The 17,032-nt window shown below is 61.7% G+C and carries 18 protein-coding genes and 1 pseudogene; 12 read left to right on the plus strand and 7 right to left on the minus strand.

Going from position 1 to position 17,032, the window contains the following annotated elements; all coding sequences use genetic code 11:
- Positions 1-24 precede the first annotated feature (24 nt).
- Positions 25-573, plus strand: a complete 549-nt coding sequence (gene folE / locus AACY25_RS00760; protein WP_339413745.1) for a GTP cyclohydrolase I FolE — start codon at positions 25-27, stop codon at positions 571-573.
- Between the two features lie 184 nt (positions 574-757).
- On the opposite strand, the gene AACY25_RS00765 is transcribed toward folE, so the two are convergent.
- The 3 genes from AACY25_RS00765 to AACY25_RS00775 are packed head-to-tail and all read right to left on the minus strand — an operon-like array spanning position 758 to position 4,451.
- On the minus strand, positions 758-2,959 hold the full coding sequence (locus tag AACY25_RS00765) for a xanthine dehydrogenase family protein molybdopterin-binding subunit (protein ID WP_339521929.1): 2,202 nt from the start codon (positions 2,957-2,959) through the stop codon (positions 758-760).
- Complete coding sequence (locus tag AACY25_RS00770) at positions 2,956-3,945, minus strand: FAD binding domain-containing protein (protein ID WP_339521931.1); 990 nt, start codon at positions 3,943-3,945, stop codon at positions 2,956-2,958. Before AACY25_RS00770 ends, AACY25_RS00765 begins: the two co-directional genes overlap by 4 nt.
- The gene (locus AACY25_RS00775; RefSeq protein ID WP_339521933.1) at positions 3,945-4,451 is read right to left on the minus strand and encodes a (2Fe-2S)-binding protein; all 507 of its coding nucleotides are present in this window, start codon (positions 4,449-4,451) and stop codon (positions 3,945-3,947) included. Before AACY25_RS00775 ends, AACY25_RS00770 begins: the two co-directional genes overlap by 1 nt.
- 205 nt (positions 4,452-4,656) lie before the next feature.
- On the opposite strand from AACY25_RS00775, the gene AACY25_RS00780 reads away from it, so the two are divergent.
- From AACY25_RS00780 to AACY25_RS00825, 10 genes and pseudogenes are all read left to right on the plus strand, one after another.
- The gene (locus tag AACY25_RS00780; RefSeq protein ID WP_339521935.1) at positions 4,657-4,809 is read left to right on the plus strand and encodes a PSPA7_2676 family Cys-rich small protein; all 153 of its coding nucleotides are present in this window, start codon (positions 4,657-4,659) and stop codon (positions 4,807-4,809) included.
- Complete coding sequence (ku, locus tag AACY25_RS00785) at positions 4,802-5,659, plus strand: non-homologous end joining protein Ku (RefSeq protein ID WP_339521937.1); 858 nt, start codon at positions 4,802-4,804, stop codon at positions 5,657-5,659. Before AACY25_RS00780 ends, ku begins: the two co-directional genes overlap by 8 nt.
- Positions 5,660-5,674: 15 nt before the next feature.
- On the plus strand, positions 5,675-8,197 hold the full coding sequence (gene ligD, locus AACY25_RS00790) for a DNA ligase D (RefSeq protein ID WP_339521939.1): 2,523 nt from the start codon (positions 5,675-5,677) through the stop codon (positions 8,195-8,197).
- A 17-nt stretch (positions 8,198-8,214) separates the two neighbouring features.
- Entirely contained in the window at positions 8,215-9,258 is a 1,044-nt protein-coding gene (locus tag AACY25_RS00795; protein WP_445262104.1) for an acyl-CoA dehydrogenase, read from the plus strand.
- Positions 9,255-10,019: a PIG-L deacetylase family protein gene (locus AACY25_RS00800; RefSeq protein WP_339521941.1), complete on the plus strand. Its 765-nt coding sequence runs from the start codon at positions 9,255-9,257 to the stop codon at positions 10,017-10,019. Before AACY25_RS00795 ends, AACY25_RS00800 begins: the two co-directional genes overlap by 4 nt.
- The gene (locus AACY25_RS00805) at positions 10,016-10,615 is read left to right on the plus strand and encodes a class I SAM-dependent DNA methyltransferase (protein ID WP_339521943.1); all 600 of its coding nucleotides are present in this window, start codon (positions 10,016-10,018) and stop codon (positions 10,613-10,615) included. The genes AACY25_RS00800 and AACY25_RS00805 overlap by 4 nt, the downstream gene beginning before the upstream one ends.
- Positions 10,612-11,292, plus strand: a complete 681-nt coding sequence (locus tag AACY25_RS00810) for a glycosyltransferase (protein ID WP_339521945.1) — start codon at positions 10,612-10,614, stop codon at positions 11,290-11,292. Before AACY25_RS00805 ends, AACY25_RS00810 begins: the two co-directional genes overlap by 4 nt.
- 204 nt (positions 11,293-11,496) lie before the next feature.
- Complete coding sequence (locus tag AACY25_RS00815; protein WP_339521947.1) at positions 11,497-12,402, plus strand: SDR family oxidoreductase; 906 nt, start codon at positions 11,497-11,499, stop codon at positions 12,400-12,402.
- A 78-nt stretch (positions 12,403-12,480) separates the two neighbouring features.
- Positions 12,481-12,805, plus strand: a pseudogene (locus tag AACY25_RS00820) (thiamine pyrophosphate-binding protein); the annotation flags it as partial.
- Between the two features lie 148 nt (positions 12,806-12,953).
- Positions 12,954-13,325, plus strand: a complete 372-nt coding sequence (locus AACY25_RS00825) for a glutaredoxin family protein (protein WP_339413734.1) — start codon at positions 12,954-12,956, stop codon at positions 13,323-13,325.
- A gap of 70 nt (positions 13,326-13,395) precedes the next feature.
- On the opposite strand, the gene AACY25_RS00830 is transcribed toward AACY25_RS00825, so the two are convergent.
- Together AACY25_RS00830 and AACY25_RS00835 are read right to left on the minus strand one after the other, a co-directional pair.
- Positions 13,396-13,899 (minus strand): cupredoxin domain-containing protein, encoded by a 504-nt coding sequence (locus tag AACY25_RS00830; RefSeq protein ID WP_339521949.1) that lies wholly within the window; start codon positions 13,897-13,899, stop codon positions 13,396-13,398.
- 82 nt (positions 13,900-13,981) lie between these two features.
- Positions 13,982-14,425, minus strand: coding sequence for a hypothetical protein (locus AACY25_RS00835; RefSeq protein ID WP_339521951.1), 444 nt, complete (start codon positions 14,423-14,425; stop codon positions 13,982-13,984).
- A gap of 84 nt (positions 14,426-14,509) precedes the next feature.
- Here AACY25_RS00835 and AACY25_RS00840 point away from each other — a divergent pair, with 84 nt between their 5' ends.
- Complete coding sequence (locus AACY25_RS00840; RefSeq protein WP_339521952.1) at positions 14,510-14,911, plus strand: hypothetical protein; 402 nt, start codon at positions 14,510-14,512, stop codon at positions 14,909-14,911.
- Positions 14,912-15,039: 128 nt separating this feature from the next.
- Here the strand turns inward: AACY25_RS00840 and AACY25_RS00845 are convergent, their stop codons facing one another.
- Positions 15,040-15,918 (minus strand): YihY/virulence factor BrkB family protein, encoded by an 879-nt coding sequence (locus tag AACY25_RS00845; RefSeq protein WP_339521953.1) that lies wholly within the window; start codon positions 15,916-15,918, stop codon positions 15,040-15,042.
- Between the two features lie 218 nt (positions 15,919-16,136).
- Positions 16,137-16,976, minus strand: a complete 840-nt coding sequence (gene fhuF / locus AACY25_RS00850; protein ID WP_339521954.1) for a siderophore-iron reductase FhuF — start codon at positions 16,974-16,976, stop codon at positions 16,137-16,139.
- Positions 16,977-17,032 lie beyond the last annotated feature (56 nt).

Below are 17,032 nucleotides of genomic sequence, written 5' to 3' on the forward strand. Positions count from 1 at the left end.
TTAGAAAGACCTACGAGATTGTCCATGTCCCTGGAACAGAACTACACCGCGATCCTTGGCCAGCTCGGCGAGGACGTATCCCGCGAAGGCCTGCTCGACACGCCAAAGCGCGCTGCCAAAGCCATGCAGTACCTGTGCAAGGGCTACCAGCAAACCCTCGAAGAAGTCACCAATGGCGCGCTGTTCAGCTCCGATGCCAGCGAGATGGTGCTGGTCAAGAACATCGAGCTGTATTCACTGTGTGAGCACCATCTGCTGCCCTTTATCGGTAAGGCTCATGTGGCCTATATCCCCAAAGGCAAGGTACTCGGGCTGTCGAAGGTGGCGCGCATCGTCGATATGTATGCGCGTCGCCTGCAAATCCAGGAAAACCTCAGCCGGCAGATCGCCGAAGCCATCCAACAGGTCACCGGTGCCCTCGGCGTGGCGGTGGTGATCGAAGCGCAGCATATGTGCATGATGATGCGCGGCGTGGAGAAGCAGAACTCCTCCATGGTCACCTCGGTGATGCTCGGCGAATTCCGCGAAAACGCGGCTACACGTAGCGAGTTCCTCAGCCTGGTCAATAACTGATCAAGGCCTGCTGCATATAGAAACCGGCCCTGTGCCGGTTTTTTTATGCCTGCGCGCTTTGAGGCAAGCAGAGCAGCGAGATTACGCCCTGCTGACCCTGCCATCCCTGAGCGTCTTCGCATCTCGAGCCGGAAAAATCCACGAATATTCTGCTGAGACTAGCCAGACGCAGTAAGCCCATGGCTTAGGGTTCGAGCAGTTTGTCGAGGGTAATAGGCAACTGGCGGATGCGTTTACCTGTGGCGTGGTGAACAGCGTTGGCCACAGCGGCGGCGATGCCGACAACGCCGATTTCACCGACGCCCTTGGAACCTAATGGGTTGACCACCTGATCGTCTTCGTCAACGAAGATCACCTGAATTTCGCCAATATCGGCCTGCACCGGAATATGGTATTCGGCCAGGTTGTGGTTCATGCAGCGGCCAAGGGCATGGTCCACCTTGGCTTCCTCATGCAGCGCCATGCCTACGCCCCACACCACTCCGCCGAGAATCTGGCTACGAGCGGTCTTGGGGTTGACCACCCTACCAGCAGCCACGGCGCTTACCACGCGGGTCACGCGCACGCTGCCGAGGGCTTCATCCACCTCGACTTCAACGAAAACCGCAGAGTGTGTGGCACTGGCGAAGTGCTCGCGTAACTTTCCGGGCTGCGCTTGTACCTGTGCCTCCAGCGTTCCGTGGCGAGCGGCCAGAGCGCACAGTTCAATACTGCGCTGAGCATCACTGCCCTGCTGGATACGGCCACCTGTGCAACACAGTGTTCGCGCATCGCTAAACGGTGCATCCGCCAGTTGTCGGGCGGCTTCGCACAGGCGCTCGATCAAGGCGAGACAGGCTTCACGCACGGCGCTGCCAACCGAGGACACGGTAAACGAGCCGCCCTGCAGCGGTGCGTCAGGCAGGTCGGAGTCGCCCAGCCTGAATTCAACCAGGGCTGGGTCCAGCCCCAGGGTTTCTGCGGCAATCTGGGTCATGGCCGTGGCGGTACCCGGGCCGATATCGCAGGTGGCGCTGGAGACGATGATGCGGCCACTGGCCGTGAGCGTCGCGCGGGCACTGGCCGGCATCTGCAGGGCTTCCCAGACGCCGGTGGCCATCCCGTAGCCGACCAGCTGTTCACCCCTGCGCATGCTGCGCGGCTGCTTGCTGCGGCGCTCCCAGCCAAAGGCCTTGGCGCCCTGCTCGTAGCAGGCACGCAGCTCCTTGCTGGAATAGGGTTTGCTCTCGTTCAAGTTACTTTCGCTGTAGTTAATCAGGCGCAGCTCCACCGGATCGGTATTGGTGGCCCAGGCCAGTTCATCCATCGCCGATTCGAGCGCGAACAGTCCGGTGGCGGCACCTGGCGCGCGCATGTCCAGCGGCGTGTAGACATCCAACGGCACCAAACGATAGGCGAGCCGCAGGTGATCACAGTGATAGAGCATCCCCGACCACTCGGCGACATGTTCGGTGAAGTCCTCGAAGCGCGAGGTCTGGCCGATCACCTCATGCACCAAGCCATTGAGGCGACCATCACGCCAGGCGCCGAGCTGCAGACGCTGGAAGGTGCGCGGGCGATAGCCAAAGGTGAACATCTGCTGCCGCGTCAGGGTCACCCTTACGCTGCGCTTGAGCAGCAGCGCAGCCATCGCCGCCAGTGGCAGCTGATATTGCGGGCGCAGCCCCGAGCCGAAGGCGCCGCCGACGAAGGACGAGAGGACACGTACCTTGCTGGGCTCGAGTTTGAGCACACTGGCCAGGTACTGCTGGCTGTTCTGCGGGCCTTGCGTCTTATCGTGCACCAGCAGTTTGCCGTCTGCCTGGTAGATCACCGTGGAGGCATGCGGCTCCATGGGATTGTGGTACTCGTTGGGCAGCTCGTAGCTGAGGTCGAGCTGCACATCTGCAGCGGTGATGGCTGCGTCGGCATCGCCGCGATTGTTCGGCAGCTCAGCGGGCGCAGGATGGGCAGCGTCCAGCAGCGGCTGTAGATCGGTTTGATGAGGATGCGGCTCGTACTCGACCTGCACCAGCGACGCGGCATAGCGAGACAGCTCCAGATTGTCGGCCACGACCAACGCCACCGGTTGCCCGCTGTAGCGAATCCGGCCATTGAACAGCGGCCGAAACGGCGAGCCATCGGCCGCGTCGTCGTCCTCGTAGCTCTCGTCATCCTCGGCCAGCGGCGGACGGTTCTCATGGGTCATCACCAGCACTACGCCGGACAGTGCCAACGCCGCGCTGCTGTCGATAGCGCGGATGCGACCCCGGGCGATGGCGCTGCACACCACACTGCCATGCAGTAATGCCTCTGCCGGCTGGTCAGCGGCGTAGCGCGCCAGGCCTGCGACCTTGAGCGGCCCATCGACGCGATCAAGCGGTTTGCCAAGCATTGCGCTAGTCATGAGCTCACTCCTGCGGCTGCGTTGCTCAGCGCGCGCACGATGGCGCGGCGTGCCAGTTCGACTTTAAAGGCGTTATGCGCAAGCGGCTGGGCACCGTGCAGCATCTGCTCGGCGGCCTGGGCAAAGGCCTGCGTGACAGGACGCTGCCCCACCAGCACAGCTTCGGCGGCGGAGTTGCGCCAAGGCTTATGGGCGACTCCGCCCAGGGCCAGACGGGCCTCCAGGATGTTGCCGTCGGTATCCAGCTCCAGGGCGGCCGCCACCGAAACCACGGCGAAGGCAAAGGAGGCCCGGTCGCGTATCTTCAGGTAGGCGCTGTGGTCGGCGAAACCGCGCGCGGGAAGCTCCAGCGCCAGTATCAACTCATCATCGTCGAGCACAGTGTCCTGCTGCGCACGCTCGCCGGGCAGGCGATGGAAATCGGCAAAGGCGATGCGCCTTTCACCGCCCTGCCCGACCACCACAACCTGCGCATCAAGCGCGGCAAGCGCCACGCAAAAATCCGACGGATGCACGGCAACACATTGTTCGCTGGCACCGAACAGTGCGTGGTAGCGATTCAAGCCATCACGGGCCGGGCAGCCAGTGCCAGCCTCGCGTTTGTTGCAGGGCATCTGGCTGTCGTAGAAGTAATGGCAGCGCGTGCGTTGCAGCAGGTTACCGCCGACGGTCGCCATATTGCGCAGTTGCGGTGACGCGCCGGAAAGCAGCGCCTGAGCAATCAGCGGGTAACGTGCGGCTACCTGCGGGTGCCACGCCAGGTCGGCATTGCTCACCAGCGCGCCAATGCGCAGGCCGCCGTCAGCACTTGCCGCGACCTCGCGCAGTGGCAGCGCGTTGATGTCGATAAGCCGCTGCGGGCGCACGAGGTTTTCCTTCATCAGGTCGACCAGGTTGGTGCCGCCGGCGATAAAGCGGCTGTCCGGTCCGGCCAGACGCAGCGCTTCAGGGATGCTGTGCGGTTTGCTGTAAGCAAAGGGAATCATCAGCGGCTCACCTCGTCGCAGTCTGCCAGCACCTGCTCAATCGCGGCGAGGATGTTGGGATAGGCGCCGCAACGGCATAGATTGCCGCTCATGCGCTCGCGCAGGTCGCTGTCCTGATTGATATGCCCTTCGGCGATCATGCCCAGCGCCGAGCAGATCTGCCCTGGCGTGCAATAGCCACACTGAAAGGCGTCTTGCTCAATAAAAGCCTTCTGCATCGGGTGCAGTTCGCCGTTCTGCGCAAGGCCTTCAATGCTGGTCAGCTCATGGCCGTCGAGCATCACCGCCAATAGCAGGCAGGCATTGACCCTGCGCCCGTCGAGCAGAACCGTGCAGGCACCACACTGGCCGTGATCACACCCTTTTTTGGTGCCGGTCAGCTGCAGTTGTTCGCGCAGCAGATCGAGTGCGGTCACCCACGGATGGGCCTCGACTTGCACGGCTTGGCCGTTCAGGGAAAAGGCAATAGCTCGACGTTCGAAGCCGTCGTTACTGATCTCGCTCATGGGCCACCTCGGTCTGTCGGATGTCTTCTGCGTCCGTCGAAACTATGAGGTGCACGCTGCGCAAAACGTTCAGGTCAAACGAGGAGCGGTGGCTGGTAGCCGCTCTCGGTTCGTGCCACTTGGCATTTGAGTAAAACCTTCTGCGCCTGACCGCGGTCGACTGATTGAACAGACGCCGCGGCCATCCGGCCGTTGGAGGGAGAAAATGACCATTCGATGCTTGATCGCAGGTTGTCTCTGGTCACCAGGCACTGCCATGCGCATGGGCAGGGAAATCCTCCTGTGCCAGCGCTGCAGCCGTTGTGGCAGCTTCCATTATGTGCCGGAATCGCTGGCGGGAGACGACCACCATGCCTAGGGCCATCTGGAAAGGCGCCATCAGTTTCGGCCTGGTGCACATCCCTGTCGCCCTGACCTCCGCGACCATGACCCAGGGTGTGGACTTCGACTGGCTGGACAAACGCAGCATGGAGCCGGTCGGCTACAAGCGGGTGAACAAGGCGACCGGCAAGGAAGTGAGCAAGGAAAATATCGTCAAGGGCGTGGCCTATGAGAAGGGCCGCTATGTGGTGCTCAGCGCTGAGGAAATCCGTGCTGCTCACCCCGAGGCAACCCAGACCATCGATATTTTTGCCTTTGTCGACAGCGAGCAGATTCCGCTGCAGCACATCGACACGCCCTACTACCTCGCCCCCGATCGCCGTGGAGAAAAGGTCTATGCACTCTTGCGCGAGGCTCTGAGCAGCACCAACAAGGTGGCGCTGGCCCACGTGGTGCTGCACACCAAGCAGCATCTGGCCGCGCTGATGCCGCTTGAGTCGGCCCTGGTACTAGTGATGCTACGCTGGCCCAGCGAAGTGCGCAGTCTGGCGTCACTGGAACTGGGCGCGGCGGTGAGCAAACCGAAGCTGGCCAAGAGCGAGCTGGACATGGCCAAGCGCCTGATCAAAGACATGAGTGGCGACTGGCAGCCGGATGAATACATCGACGAATTTCAGAATCGCATCATGGAGCTGGTGGAACGCAAGGCCAAGGCCGGCAAGATCGAAGTGGTGGATCGCGTCGAGGGCGAAGACAGCCGCCGCAGCGCCGATGTCATCGACCTCACCGAACTGCTCAAGCGCAGCCTAGGTGGCAAGCCTGCGAGCAAAACAACGGACAAGAGCAGCGGCTCGCGCAAGCCAGCAGCCAAGACTAAACGCAACTAAGGCGGAGCGACGAGCATGGCCAAGGCGCAGAGTGACTACAACCGCAAACGCAACTTCGAGCAGACCAGCGAACCCCGTGAACAACCGCGCAAGCGTGGCAGCAAGGCCGGTGCCCTGCGCTTCGTGATTCAGAAGCACGATGCCCGTCATCTGCATTATGACTTTCGCCTGGAGCTCGACGGCACCCTGAAGAGCTGGGCGGTGCCCAAGGGCCCAAGCCTGGACCCACGCGACAAGCGTCTGGCGGTGCATGTAGAGGACCACCCGCTGGATTACGCCAGCTTCGAAGGCAGTATTCCCGAGGGCAATTACGGTGCCGGCGATGTAATCGTCTGGGATCAAGGCGTCTGGCAGCCACATGACGACCCGGCAAGTGCCTATACGGCCGGCAAGCTCAAGTTCAGCTTGATCGGCGAAAAGTTGAACGGCGACTGGGCACTGGTTCGCACCCGTTTGCGCGGCAGTGGCGACAAGGAACAGTGGCTGTTGATCAAGGAGCGGGACGACACGGCGCGCTCCAGCGATGAATACGACATCGTCAATGAACAGCCGCAGAGCGTTATCAGTGGCGCGCTGGTGGGCGGACTGAGCAAAACCGCCAAGGGCAAAAAAGCCGCGAGCACGCCAAAGCCCGCAGCCGCTGCCAGCGACTTTCCTGCCAGCCTGGCACCGCAGTTGGCCACCCTTACCGACCGGCCGCCGGAAGGCGACTGGACGTACGAGGTGAAGTTCGATGGCTACCGAATTCTCGCCCGCATCAGCAATGGCGAGGTGCGTCTGTTCACCCGCAATGGCCATGACTGGAGCGAACGCCTGCCGTTGCAGGCAGAGGCACTGGCCAAGCTGGGCCTGCACAACAGCTGGCTCGATGGTGAAGTCGTGGCGCTGAACGAGATGGGCCTGCCGGATTTCCAGCAGTTGCAGAACGCCTTCGATATCGGCCGCAACCATGACCTCGTCTACTACCTGTTCGACGCGCCATTTATCAACGGCGAGGATTTGCGGCAAACCCCGCTGGAGCAACGCCGCGCCCAGCTCAAGCAGCTTCTGCCGGGCTCGCGAAAAGGCCCGCTGCGTTTCTCCGCCGACTTCAACGCGCACCACCAGGACATTCTCGACAGCGCCTGCGCCATGTCACTGGAAGGTGTGATCGGCAAGCGCATGGGCAGCACCTACCTGTCGCGACGCAGTGCCGACTGGATCAAGCTCAAGTGCCGCCTGCGCCAGGAGTTCGTCATCGTTGGTTTTACCCATCCCAAGGGCAGCCGCAGCGGGTTCGGTGCGCTGCTGCTGGCGGTAAATGACGACACCGGCCTGCGCTATGCAGGGCGTGTGGGCAGCGGGTTCGGCGAGGCGGCGCTGAAGACGCTGCATCAGCGCTTGCAGAAACTGGCGCAGGCCGATTCGCCACTGGCGCAGAAACTCACCAGCGCGCAGGCCCGCGGGGTCAACTGGATCAAGCCGGAGCTGGTAGGCGAAGTGGAATTTGCCGAGTGGACGCGCGAAGGCATCGTGCGCCAAGCGAGCTTTATCGCCCTGCGCAGCGACAAACCGGCCAGTCAGATAATCCGTGAACATCCCCAGTGGCCTGATGCCAAGCCGGAAAAAGCCGCCGCGCCCGCCACCGCAAGCGCTGCCGGCAAGCCGCTGCTCGCCGGCGTGGCGATCAGCAATGCACAGCGGGTGATCGACCCGCAGAGCGGCACCAGCAAGCTGCAACTGGCGCAGTTCTACGAGAGCGTGGCCGATTGGTTGCTGCCGCATCTGGACGGGCGCCCGGTGTCGCTGGTGCGTGCGCCGGAGGGCGTTGAAGGCGAGCAGTTCTTCCAGAAGCATGCCGAGCACCTGGCCATTGCGCATATCAAACATCTGGACAAAAAGCTCGACCCCGGCCATGCAGCGCTGATGGAAATCGACAGCCTGCCAGCGCTGATCGGCGCCGCGCAGATGGGCTGCATCGAGCTGCACACCTGGGGCGCCAGCAGTACGCGCATCGACACGCCCGACCGCTTCGTCCTTGATCTCGACCCCGACCCGGCGTTGCCATGGCGCAGCATGCTCGAAGCCACCCACCTGACCCTGGGAGTACTGGACGAATTGAATCTGCAGGGGTTTCTCAAGACCAGCGGCGGCAAGGGCATTCATATTGTTGTACCGCTGGCGCGCCGTGCCGATTGGGACACCGTCAAGGCCTTCGCCAAAGCCATCGCACAGTTCATGACCAAACAACTGCCGGAGCGGTTTACCGCAACGTCAGGGCCGAAGAATCGCGTCGGCAAGATCTTCATCGACTACCTGCGCAATGCGCGCGGTGCCAGTACCGTCGCAGCCTACTCGGTACGTGCGCGCCCGGGGCTGCCGGTTTCGGTGCCGATCAGCCGTGACGAGCTGGACCAGCTTAGCAGCGCGCAGCAGTGGACAGTCGCCAACCTCATGCAACGCCTTGAGCAACTCGAACGCGACCCCTGGCATGGCTACACCCATCAGCAGCACCTCAACCGTGGCATGTGGGACAAACTTGGCGCCACCCCACCTTGATCCCCAGGAGCACAGCGGTGACCCATCAGGAATCTGTCCTTGTGGCCTTTGCGCAGCCCACACAACTGGATCGCACGCTAGACGAATTTAGCCGGCGTGCGTGCGAGCAGGCCAACGACGCTGTACCGCAACAGATGCGTGCGCTAATGGCGGCAGGCCTGGATAAGCTGCCAGCGCCGGGCCGGGGGGAAACTCTGCGGCGCTGGCAGATGCTGGCCAAGGTAGCGGCCGCGGACTTGTCGCTGCTCAAACTGTACGAAGCACACACGGATGCCAGGGCCATTCTGCAAGAGCTTGGCGCCAGCGACGCGGCGACGGGATTATGGGCCGTCTGGGCAGCAGAACCGCCTCAGGCGCGGGTGGAAATTGCCACACGCAACGCTGACTGCGTGACCCTATGCGGACGCAAAGCCTGGTGCTCGGGGGCCTTGCATGTCGACCACGCGCTGATGACGGTGTGGGACGAACAGGACCGCTCACAGTTGGTGGCGCTGGCGCTCAACCAGCCTGGCGTAACGGTGACCCGCGAGGGCTGGCAGGCGGTAGGAATGGCCGCGGCCGCCAGCTTCGAGATCCACCTCGATGGCGCCAGTGCCCTCTGTATTGGTGAGCCGGGGGCTTATACCGCACGCCCCGGCTTCTGGCATGGTGGCGCCGGCATTGCCGCCTGCTGGTACGGCGCCGGCGTGGCGATCGCCCGGCATGTGCAGCGAAACGTGCGCGACGACCCACATTCACTGGCGCACCTGGGCGCGCTGGATACGGCGCTAAGCGGCGCTCGGCAGGCTCTATATGCCTGCGCCAGCTGGATCGACAAGCAGCCCAGCGCGGCTGCCGAATACCCTGCCCGCCTGGTTCGCGCCCAAGTAGAGGCGGCACTGGATCGAGTCATGCGCCACGCGGGCCGCGCGCTGGGCGCCGCCCCTTTCTGCCGCGACCCGCACTTCGCCCGCTTGCTCGCCGACCTGCCGGTGTTTCTGCGCCAAAGCCATGCCGAACGTGATCTCGAACGCCTGGGTGAACTGCGGCTGCAGCGCGGCGACAAGGACTGGAATCTGTGAGCGAACACGTCAACCTGATTCAGGGCCAGGGCACATCAGCCCAAGCCTGGGCCAGCTCGCAGCGGCTGGCCGCGCTGCCGCTGGTTGCGCTCGACGAGCTGATTGCGCCAGGTGCACGACTGACCATTGTGGCGCCGCATCCGGACGATGAAGTGCTGAGCTGCGGCGGGCTACTCGCGCAACTGGCGGCGAAGAACGTACCGATCAAAATTGTCGCCGTCACCGATGGTGAAGGCAGTCACCCCCACTCCACGCTCTGGCCGGCAGATAGCCTGCGCGCAATCCGCCAGCAGGAAAGCCGCACGGCACTGCGGTGTCTGGGCCTCTCGGCGCAGCGCATCGAGTGGACGCGGCTGCATCTGCCCGATAGCAAGGTGGCGCACGACGAGCCACGCCTGTGCGCGCACCTTGAGCAGGTGCTGCAAGGCTGCAGCCATGTGATCACCACCTGGCGCGCTGACGCTCACTGCGATCATGACGTGGTCGGGCGCGTCACCGCCGCTGTTGCCCAGACCACAGGCGCGAGGCTTTATGAGATGCCGGTCTGGGCATGGCACTGGGCGACGCCAGAAGACTCGCGCATCCCCTGGGAACGCGCCTGCAAGTTCCGACTCGACGAGCAGACCTTGGCCCGCAAGCGCCTTGCCCTGCGCGCGCACCGCTCGCAGCTGCTGGCCGACCCGTCTACCGGGGCGGCGCCGATACTCACCGAGCGCACTCTTGCGCGTTTTACCCAGCCCTATGAGGTGTACTTTCGATGAGCCTGCCTGCCGATTATTTCGACGCGCTGTACGCCGCCAACGACGATCCCTGGCACTTTCGTAGCCGCTGGTACGAATCGCGCAAACGTCAGCTGACGCTCGCCTCCCTGCCGCGCCAGCGTTATCAGCGGGTTTTTGAGCCGGGCTGCGCCAACGGCGAGCTGAGCGCAGGGTTGGCGCAACGCTGCGAGCATCTGCTGTGCTGTGATGCCAGCCAACGGGCAGTCGCGCTGGCCCGCGAGCGCCTGACCGATTATGCCCATGCACAGGTCTACGCGGGGCAGCTGCCGCAGTGCTGGCCAGAGCAGCGCTTTGATCTGATCGTGATCAGTGAAGTTGGCTATTACCTTGACCAGCAGGCGCTGGACGATCTGCTGCAACACTGCATCGCCAGCCTTAGCCGCAGCGGTCATCTGCTCGCCTGTCACTGGCGCCATCCCATCGAAGGCAGCCCGCTCGACGGCGAGCAGGTGCATCAGTTGCTGCGGCAGACGCTGCCGTTCGAACAAATCGTCTTTCACCAAGAGAAAGACTTCGTGCTGGAGCTTTGGAGCGCCTCACCGTTCGCCATGAATTTGCACGAGGTCACCCTGTGATCGGCGTCGTGGTACCCGCCCACAATGAGGAAGCACTACTGGGCCGTTGTCTGCAATCGCTGTACAACGCTGCCCGCCACCCCGAACTGCATGGCGAGCCGGTGTGCATCGTGGTGGTGCTGGATGCCTGCACCGACGCTTCGGCACAAATCACCCAGCAGCATCAGGTCATCAGCCTGAGCATTGCGGCGCACAACGTCGGCCTCGCCAGACGCGCTGGCGCAGCCCACTGCATCGCCCTCGGCGCACGCTGGCTGGCCTGCACCGATGCCGACAGCTGCGTGGCTACGGACTGGCTGGTGCAACAGCTGCGACACGAGGCAGACGTAGTCTGCGGCACGGTCCACCTGGACGACTGGGAAGGCTACGACGACGCCGTCCAACACGCGTATCACCAGCGTTACCAGCCAGGCGACAATCACCGCCATATACACGGTGCCAACCTTGGCATCTGCGTTGAGGCCTATAACCGTGCCGGCGGGTTTCCACCGCTGCGCGCCCATGAGGATGTGCGGCTGATCGAGTCGCTGAACAACATTGGCGCGCGCATCGTCTGGAGTGGCAGCAATAGCGTGGCCACCAGCGCTCGCCGCGATTCCCGCGCGCACGGCGGCTTTGGCGACTACCTGCAGCGTCTGGCGCAATCGCTGGAAGCGGATCGCTGCGGCCAGCGCTGAAAACTCGCAGAGCGAAACCGATCAGCGATGGCGACGCCATCTGCCTGTAATCAACAAGCGGCGCGTGGCGCTACCGCTGCTCAGAAGGTGTGAACTTCGCGGCAAGGCTGTTTCTCCTAAATAGTGACTCCAGTCGACCCTGCGGCCAGAGGCTTTGCGTTTCTGGCGGCTGCAGGTTACAGCCACTAACCAAGGAGAACTGCCATGAAACGTTATGCTGGCAACCAATACAGCATGCAGAACCCCCTGACGCAGTACCCACAACCGGAGTTCCCGGCGCAGCACCAGCCCGAGCCAGGACTGGACAGCAAAATGAGACCCGAACCGGATCACGGCGAAGCAAGCTATGTGGGGTTCGGCCGGCTAAAAGGCCGCAAAGCCCTGATCACGGGTGCCGACTCTGGCATCGGCCGAGCGACGGCCATTGCCTATGCCCGTGAAGGCGCCGACATCGTGCTCAACTATCTGCCCGAAGAGGAATCCGACGCTCAGGAGGTCGTGGCGCTGATCACTGCCGAAGGTCGTCGAGCTATCGCTCTGCCCGGTGATTTGAAGAGCGAAGCGTTCTGCAAGTCCCTGGTCGGCAATGCCGTAGAGGCGCTGGGCGGGCTGGATATTCTGGTTAACGTCGCCGGCAAGCAAATCGCCCAACAACACATCAGTGAGCTGAGCAGCGAGCAGTTCGACCACACCTTCAAGACCAATGTCTACGCGCTGTTCTGGCTGTGCAAAGCCGCCGTGGCCCATATGCCACCGGGCGCCACGATCATCAACACGGCGTCGATCCAGTCCTACGACCCTTCTGCAACGCTGCTCGATTACGCCTCGACCAAAGCCGCCATCGTTGCCTTCACCAAGGCGTTGGCGTCGCAGGTGATCGATCAGGGCATCCGCGTCAACGCCGTTGCGCCGGGGCCGATCTGGACCGTATTGCAACCCACCGACGGCCAGCCCGCGGAAAAAATCCCCACGTTCGGTGCGCATGTGCCGATGAAGCGGCCGGGTCAACCGGCCGAATGCGCGCCGCTGTATGTGCTGCTGGCCTCCCAGGAGTCGAGCTACATCACTGGCGAAGTGTTCGGCGTTACCGGCGGCAACCCGCTGCCTTGAAAAGCCGGGGCACGGGCAGCGACACGACTCACGTTATCCAGCCCCGCCTTTCGGGGCTGAAGATCGAGCGAATTTGCCATAAGCACAACAGTTGCAGTGTTCATCGTTGAACGCCTTTAGCAGTGGAGCGCGCGATATGTATGGTTATCCCCGTGACGGCATCAACGGCATGTTCGGCGCGCTAGCGAGCGCCGAAGGCGAGATCCGCTTTACTCAAGCGCATGATGAGGAGATGGCGACCTTTACAGCCGACGCCAAGCTTTCCGCCGAACTGGGCGTCGGCATCGCAACTTCCGCTCCTGGTGCCGCGTACATGCTGACCGATCTCTACAATGCGCGTATGGATCCTATGCCGGTGCTGGCCATCGTCGGCCAACAAGCACGCAACGCCCTTGGCGGCCACTAGCCACCTGGTTGATCGCAGCATTCGCACAGTGCTGGAGCGCTACCAAGCTGATCGCGCTTTGCCGTTGGGCGCAGCCGCTACGCCAAGGCGGGGAAACTCGGGTAAGCTGCGCGCCCCTGTTTATCGACTCAAGGTTTGCTCCCGCATGATTATCAAGGCACTGCGCATCGGCCTCGGCCAGTTGATCGTCTTCCTCGATTGGATCAGCCGCCCGGCCAAACTCAAACGCACCAGCGAAGCTCAGGCTGCGGTCGAGAAAAACGCCAGCAACCTCGCGCTGTATCAGTTCCACGCCTGCCCGTTCTGCGTGAAAACCCGCCGCACCCTGCACAAGCTGAATGTGCCCGTGGCCCTGCGCGACGCGAAAAACGACGCCCAGGCGCGCAGCGAGCTTGAGCAACAAGGCGGCAAGATCAAGGTGCCGTGCCTGCGTATCGAAGAAAACGGCCAAAGCACCTGGCTGTATGAATCCAAGGCGATCATCGCTTATCTCGACGAGCGCTTCGCGGCAGCCTGAACAAACAACCGGGGCCGCTAAGCGGCCCCGGTTGTTTCAGCGATATGGTTGATCACTCAACCCAATGTATTCAGTTCGCCAACACCCGCACCTTACCCACCATACCGGCCTGGTAGTGGCCGGGAATCAGGCAGGCAAAGTCGAATTCACCAACACGGTTGAAGGTCCAGATAACCTCCTCCCGCTGTCCCGGTGCAACATGCGTCATATCCGCTGATTCATGCTGCATGCCTGCTGATGTCACCATCATCGCAGCATGCTCCTGCAACTCAGCCAAGGTACCGAGCACAAACTCGTGCATTACCTGCCCTTCATTGCGATGGATAAAGCGAATGGTTTCGCCCTGCTTGACTTCAAGCTGGTCGGGGCTGAAACGCATCTGATCACTCATGCTGATCTCGATGGTACGGCTGACCTGCGCCGCTTCTCCGACAATACCCCAGGCTTTCTGCTGTTTGGCCGGCGCTGCCGCGTGATGTGCGCCGTGATGTTCGCCAGCAGCCAGCGCAGCATCGGCGGCCAACAGAAGGCCCAGACCCAACAGCAACGCGACAGAATATGAAGATGCATTCATGGTTACGTTCTCGAATTAGAAGCTGAATAAACGCTGTGAGCAGACCGCTCCACAGAGCTAGCCGCACACATCAAGACAATCTTCAGACGAGAAATAACCGCGGCGGACGTTCGAGGGGATCGCTGATAAAGCCGATAAATTCATCCAGCCGCCCCAGAGAGGGCTCGACCGCTTGCAGTGGGGTATTACTGGTAACCCCAGTGCTCAGTGCCAACGCACCGACACAAAAGGCGCAGAGGCTGCACAGACTGTTATCGGCGGCAGACACAGACTTACTGGAGCTGTCGCTGGGATGGTGTTCACCATAAACAGAAGCCTCGGCAGCTTGAACCATGATCATTGTGCCGGGATGATACGCCGCCATCTGCGGGTCAGCCTGGGCCATCAACCCGCTCTGCTGGGTTACCGCGCATAATTGCATGCTGATGGCAGCCATGCTCTGCGCCGGAAGGGCGAGCATCAGCATCCAGATCAGAGCGGTACGCAGTGAGCACATAGCAGCGGAGGTTATCGTGGACAGTGGCATGGAGGCGGATTATCCGCCCAACAGGCTATTTGTCCACACCCGAGCATGGGCAAAAGCCCCCGTAGCTGGCTATGATCGGAGCCCATGACCAACACCCCACCCTTGCGTCAACCCTGCCCACCCGGTGCCTGCGATTGCGGGCGCGAGCAGCTGTTGCAGCAAGCCGGCAGTGATGTGCGCATCCTGTTACTCACCCGCAACGAGGAAAAGCGCCTGCTAGAGCGCCTGGAAAATCTGGAAAGCCTGGCGGACCTGGAAAAGCTGCAGCGGCGCATCTACGAACAACTCGGCGTGCGCGTCGCCGTCGCCCCTGGCTTTAATGAGGTGCGCAGCATGCGCGGCATCGCCATCCAGATCGATGAACTGCCGGGGCTGTGCCGCAAAACTCGTCAGGCGATTCCTACCGCCATTCGGCGCGGTTTGGAAAAACGTCCGCAGATTGCCTACGACTTGCTTAACGCCCATGACTTGTTTCGGGATATTTGAAGTTATGGTTGGGTCGCGGATGCTTGTAACCACATACCTCCCTGTTTGCACGGCGCGCCGATTAATGCGTCTAGTGAGAGCCAACAAGTGTTAGTTGCCATTTCTTCTCGATTCTCAGCACTAAACAATCACGACGAAATAGTCTTCTCGCCCTCATCCTTGCCCTCGCGGGAAAGATGCTCAATTACCGCATTCATCTCCGCGCCGAACAGCAACACCGCCGAGGAGATATACAGGTACATCAGGAAGATAATGATGGCGCCGATGCTGCCGTATGTGGCGTTGTAGTTGGCGAAGTTCTGCGCGTAATAGCCAAAGCCCAGAGACGCCCCTATCCATACCACTACCGCGAGCACCGAGCCGGGAGTGATAAACCTGAACTCCTGCTGCACATCCGGTGCAACGTAGTAAACCACCGCCACCACCAGCATCAGCATCCCCACCACCAGCGGCCAGCGCAGCCACGTCCAAATCTCGATAACCAGCTGTTCGATACCGAAATAATGCGCCAACCAGCTCAGCACCTGCGGCCCCAATACCATAAAGCCCGCCGCCAGCAGCAGGGTTGCGGCAATCACCACCGTGTAGAGCAGCGACAACGGCAAGCGCTTCCAGGCCGGCCGCCCCTCCTTTACTCCATAGGCCTTGTTGGTTGCGTCCATCACCGAACGCACCGCCGCAGACGCCGTCCATAGCGCCAGCAAGATACCCAGGGAAAACAGCCCTATCTTTTGCGTTTGCAGTTGTTCGATGACTGCGTCAATCAGCTCCATCGCCGTCTGCGGCATCACCAATGCGGCTTGCTGACGCAGCCAATCGAAGAACGGTTGCAGATCCAGCACGCTGATCAACGCGACCAGAAACAGCAGGAAGGGAAATAGCGAAAAGAACAGTTGAAAGGCCAAGGCCGCGCTATAGGTCGGCAGCTCATCCTTGATGAAATCGGCCACCGTGCGCTTGATTACCGTGCCAAATTTGATGCCCTGTAAATCTGGAAAAAAACGCATACCGCCTCCCAAAAATCGCCTGATCGCGCGCTGCTCACTAGATTTTGGAACGGACCGGACGCCACTGAGTTCAGAGCATATCTAGCAGGCAGCCAGGCTTGCTGATTAAGTGCCAGCCAAACCGCTGAACACCCCGCACGGCATAGCGACAGACGTTTATCCAATCGATTACCGCCCCCGACACCACCCACGACCTGCTGCGTGATGCATAGCACGTGCTACTTAGGCTGCTTAAGTCGTGGACAGTTGGGGCACAGCTCTACCCCAGGCAGCACATAGCGGATGCAGCACATACGGCGCTGCCGCCACGGGCGCACCTGACCGTCGGCGTGCTCGATATCGATATAACGGATCGGCGCGTACAGCGGGTTGCGCGAGCCATCTGGGCGCTGCGCGGTGCTCAGCAAGCGCTCGCCATCAAGCAGTAGCTGTGGCTGATCGCTGCGTTTTTGCAGCTGCCCAAGCCAGGCCTCGAAATAGTTGCCGGCATTGCTCCAGAGCACCTTCGCGGATACCCCGGTATGGGCACAGAGCGCCTGGATAAACGGCTGCAGATTGTCATCCAGCAGATGAGCAAAGCGTTCAAAGGGATTTTGCGGCGATGGCAGCGGCTCACATGGCCCGGGCAGCTTGAACACCAGCGGTAAGCCTTCGCTGTCAACGACGATCGACAGCTGCTCGAGCTGCAGCGGCATGCGCTGATCCAGTAACAGCGCCGCACTGATCACCGGTGGAAACAGACGCATAAAGTATTGATTGGCCCAGATCGAGGCCAAGCCGCGCTGATCTGCCGCGGCGAATTGTGGACGGAAGCGCGCCATCAAGGCACTCAACGTCTGTGGCTGTAGAAATTCCACGCCACTGATGGCCTCACGCGGGTCATCCGCCGCCACCAAAACATTGCGGTAACGCGCCAGATCACCACTGAACAGCGTGGCCAGCCCGGACAGCATCTCCCCTGCCACGTGGGTATCCGTTGGGGTCGCTTGGTCAGGCATAACAGACAAACGCTGCGGCTCAGGCGCAGCGTTGTTCTCGGGAAAATCCTTGGCGCGCAATGCCTTTACTCGTCAAAAAGGCCAATAGTAACGCTAACGATTAGCGTTTGCGAAAT

Origin of the sequence: Pseudomonas sp. EA_35y_Pfl2_R111 (assembly GCF_963970955.1) — a bacterium.
Classification (GTDB): Bacteria; Pseudomonadota; Gammaproteobacteria; order Pseudomonadales; family Pseudomonadaceae; genus Aquipseudomonas.

Coding starts and splice junctions, on each gene's coding strand:
- folE (WP_339413745.1), top strand. CDS start 25: ATGTCCCTGGAACAGAACTACACCGCGATCCTTGGCCAGCTCGGCGAG.
- AACY25_RS00765 (WP_339521929.1), bottom strand. CDS start 2,959: ATGACTAGCGCAATGCTTGGCAAACCGCTTGATCGCGTCGATGGGCCG.
- AACY25_RS00770 (WP_339521931.1), bottom strand. CDS start 3,945: ATGATTCCCTTTGCTTACAGCAAACCGCACAGCATCCCTGAAGCGCTG.
- AACY25_RS00775 (WP_339521933.1), bottom strand. CDS start 4,451: ATGAGCGAGATCAGTAACGACGGCTTCGAACGTCGAGCTATTGCCTTT.
- AACY25_RS00780 (WP_339521935.1), top strand. CDS start 4,657: ATGACCATTCGATGCTTGATCGCAGGTTGTCTCTGGTCACCAGGCACT.
- ku (WP_339521937.1), top strand. CDS start 4,802: ATGCCTAGGGCCATCTGGAAAGGCGCCATCAGTTTCGGCCTGGTGCAC.
- ligD (WP_339521939.1), top strand. CDS start 5,675: ATGGCCAAGGCGCAGAGTGACTACAACCGCAAACGCAACTTCGAGCAG.
- AACY25_RS00805 (WP_339521943.1), top strand. CDS start 10,016: ATGAGCCTGCCTGCCGATTATTTCGACGCGCTGTACGCCGCCAACGAC.
- AACY25_RS00815 (WP_339521947.1), top strand. CDS start 11,497: ATGAAACGTTATGCTGGCAACCAATACAGCATGCAGAACCCCCTGACG.
- AACY25_RS00825 (WP_339413734.1), top strand. CDS start 12,954: ATGATTATCAAGGCACTGCGCATCGGCCTCGGCCAGTTGATCGTCTTC.
- AACY25_RS00830 (WP_339521949.1), bottom strand. CDS start 13,899: ATGAATGCATCTTCATATTCTGTCGCGTTGCTGTTGGGTCTGGGCCTT.
- AACY25_RS00835 (WP_339521951.1), bottom strand. CDS start 14,425: ATGCCACTGTCCACGATAACCTCCGCTGCTATGTGCTCACTGCGTACC.
- AACY25_RS00840 (WP_339521952.1), top strand. CDS start 14,510: ATGACCAACACCCCACCCTTGCGTCAACCCTGCCCACCCGGTGCCTGC.
- AACY25_RS00845 (WP_339521953.1), bottom strand. CDS start 15,918: ATGCGTTTTTTTCCAGATTTACAGGGCATCAAATTTGGCACGGTAATC.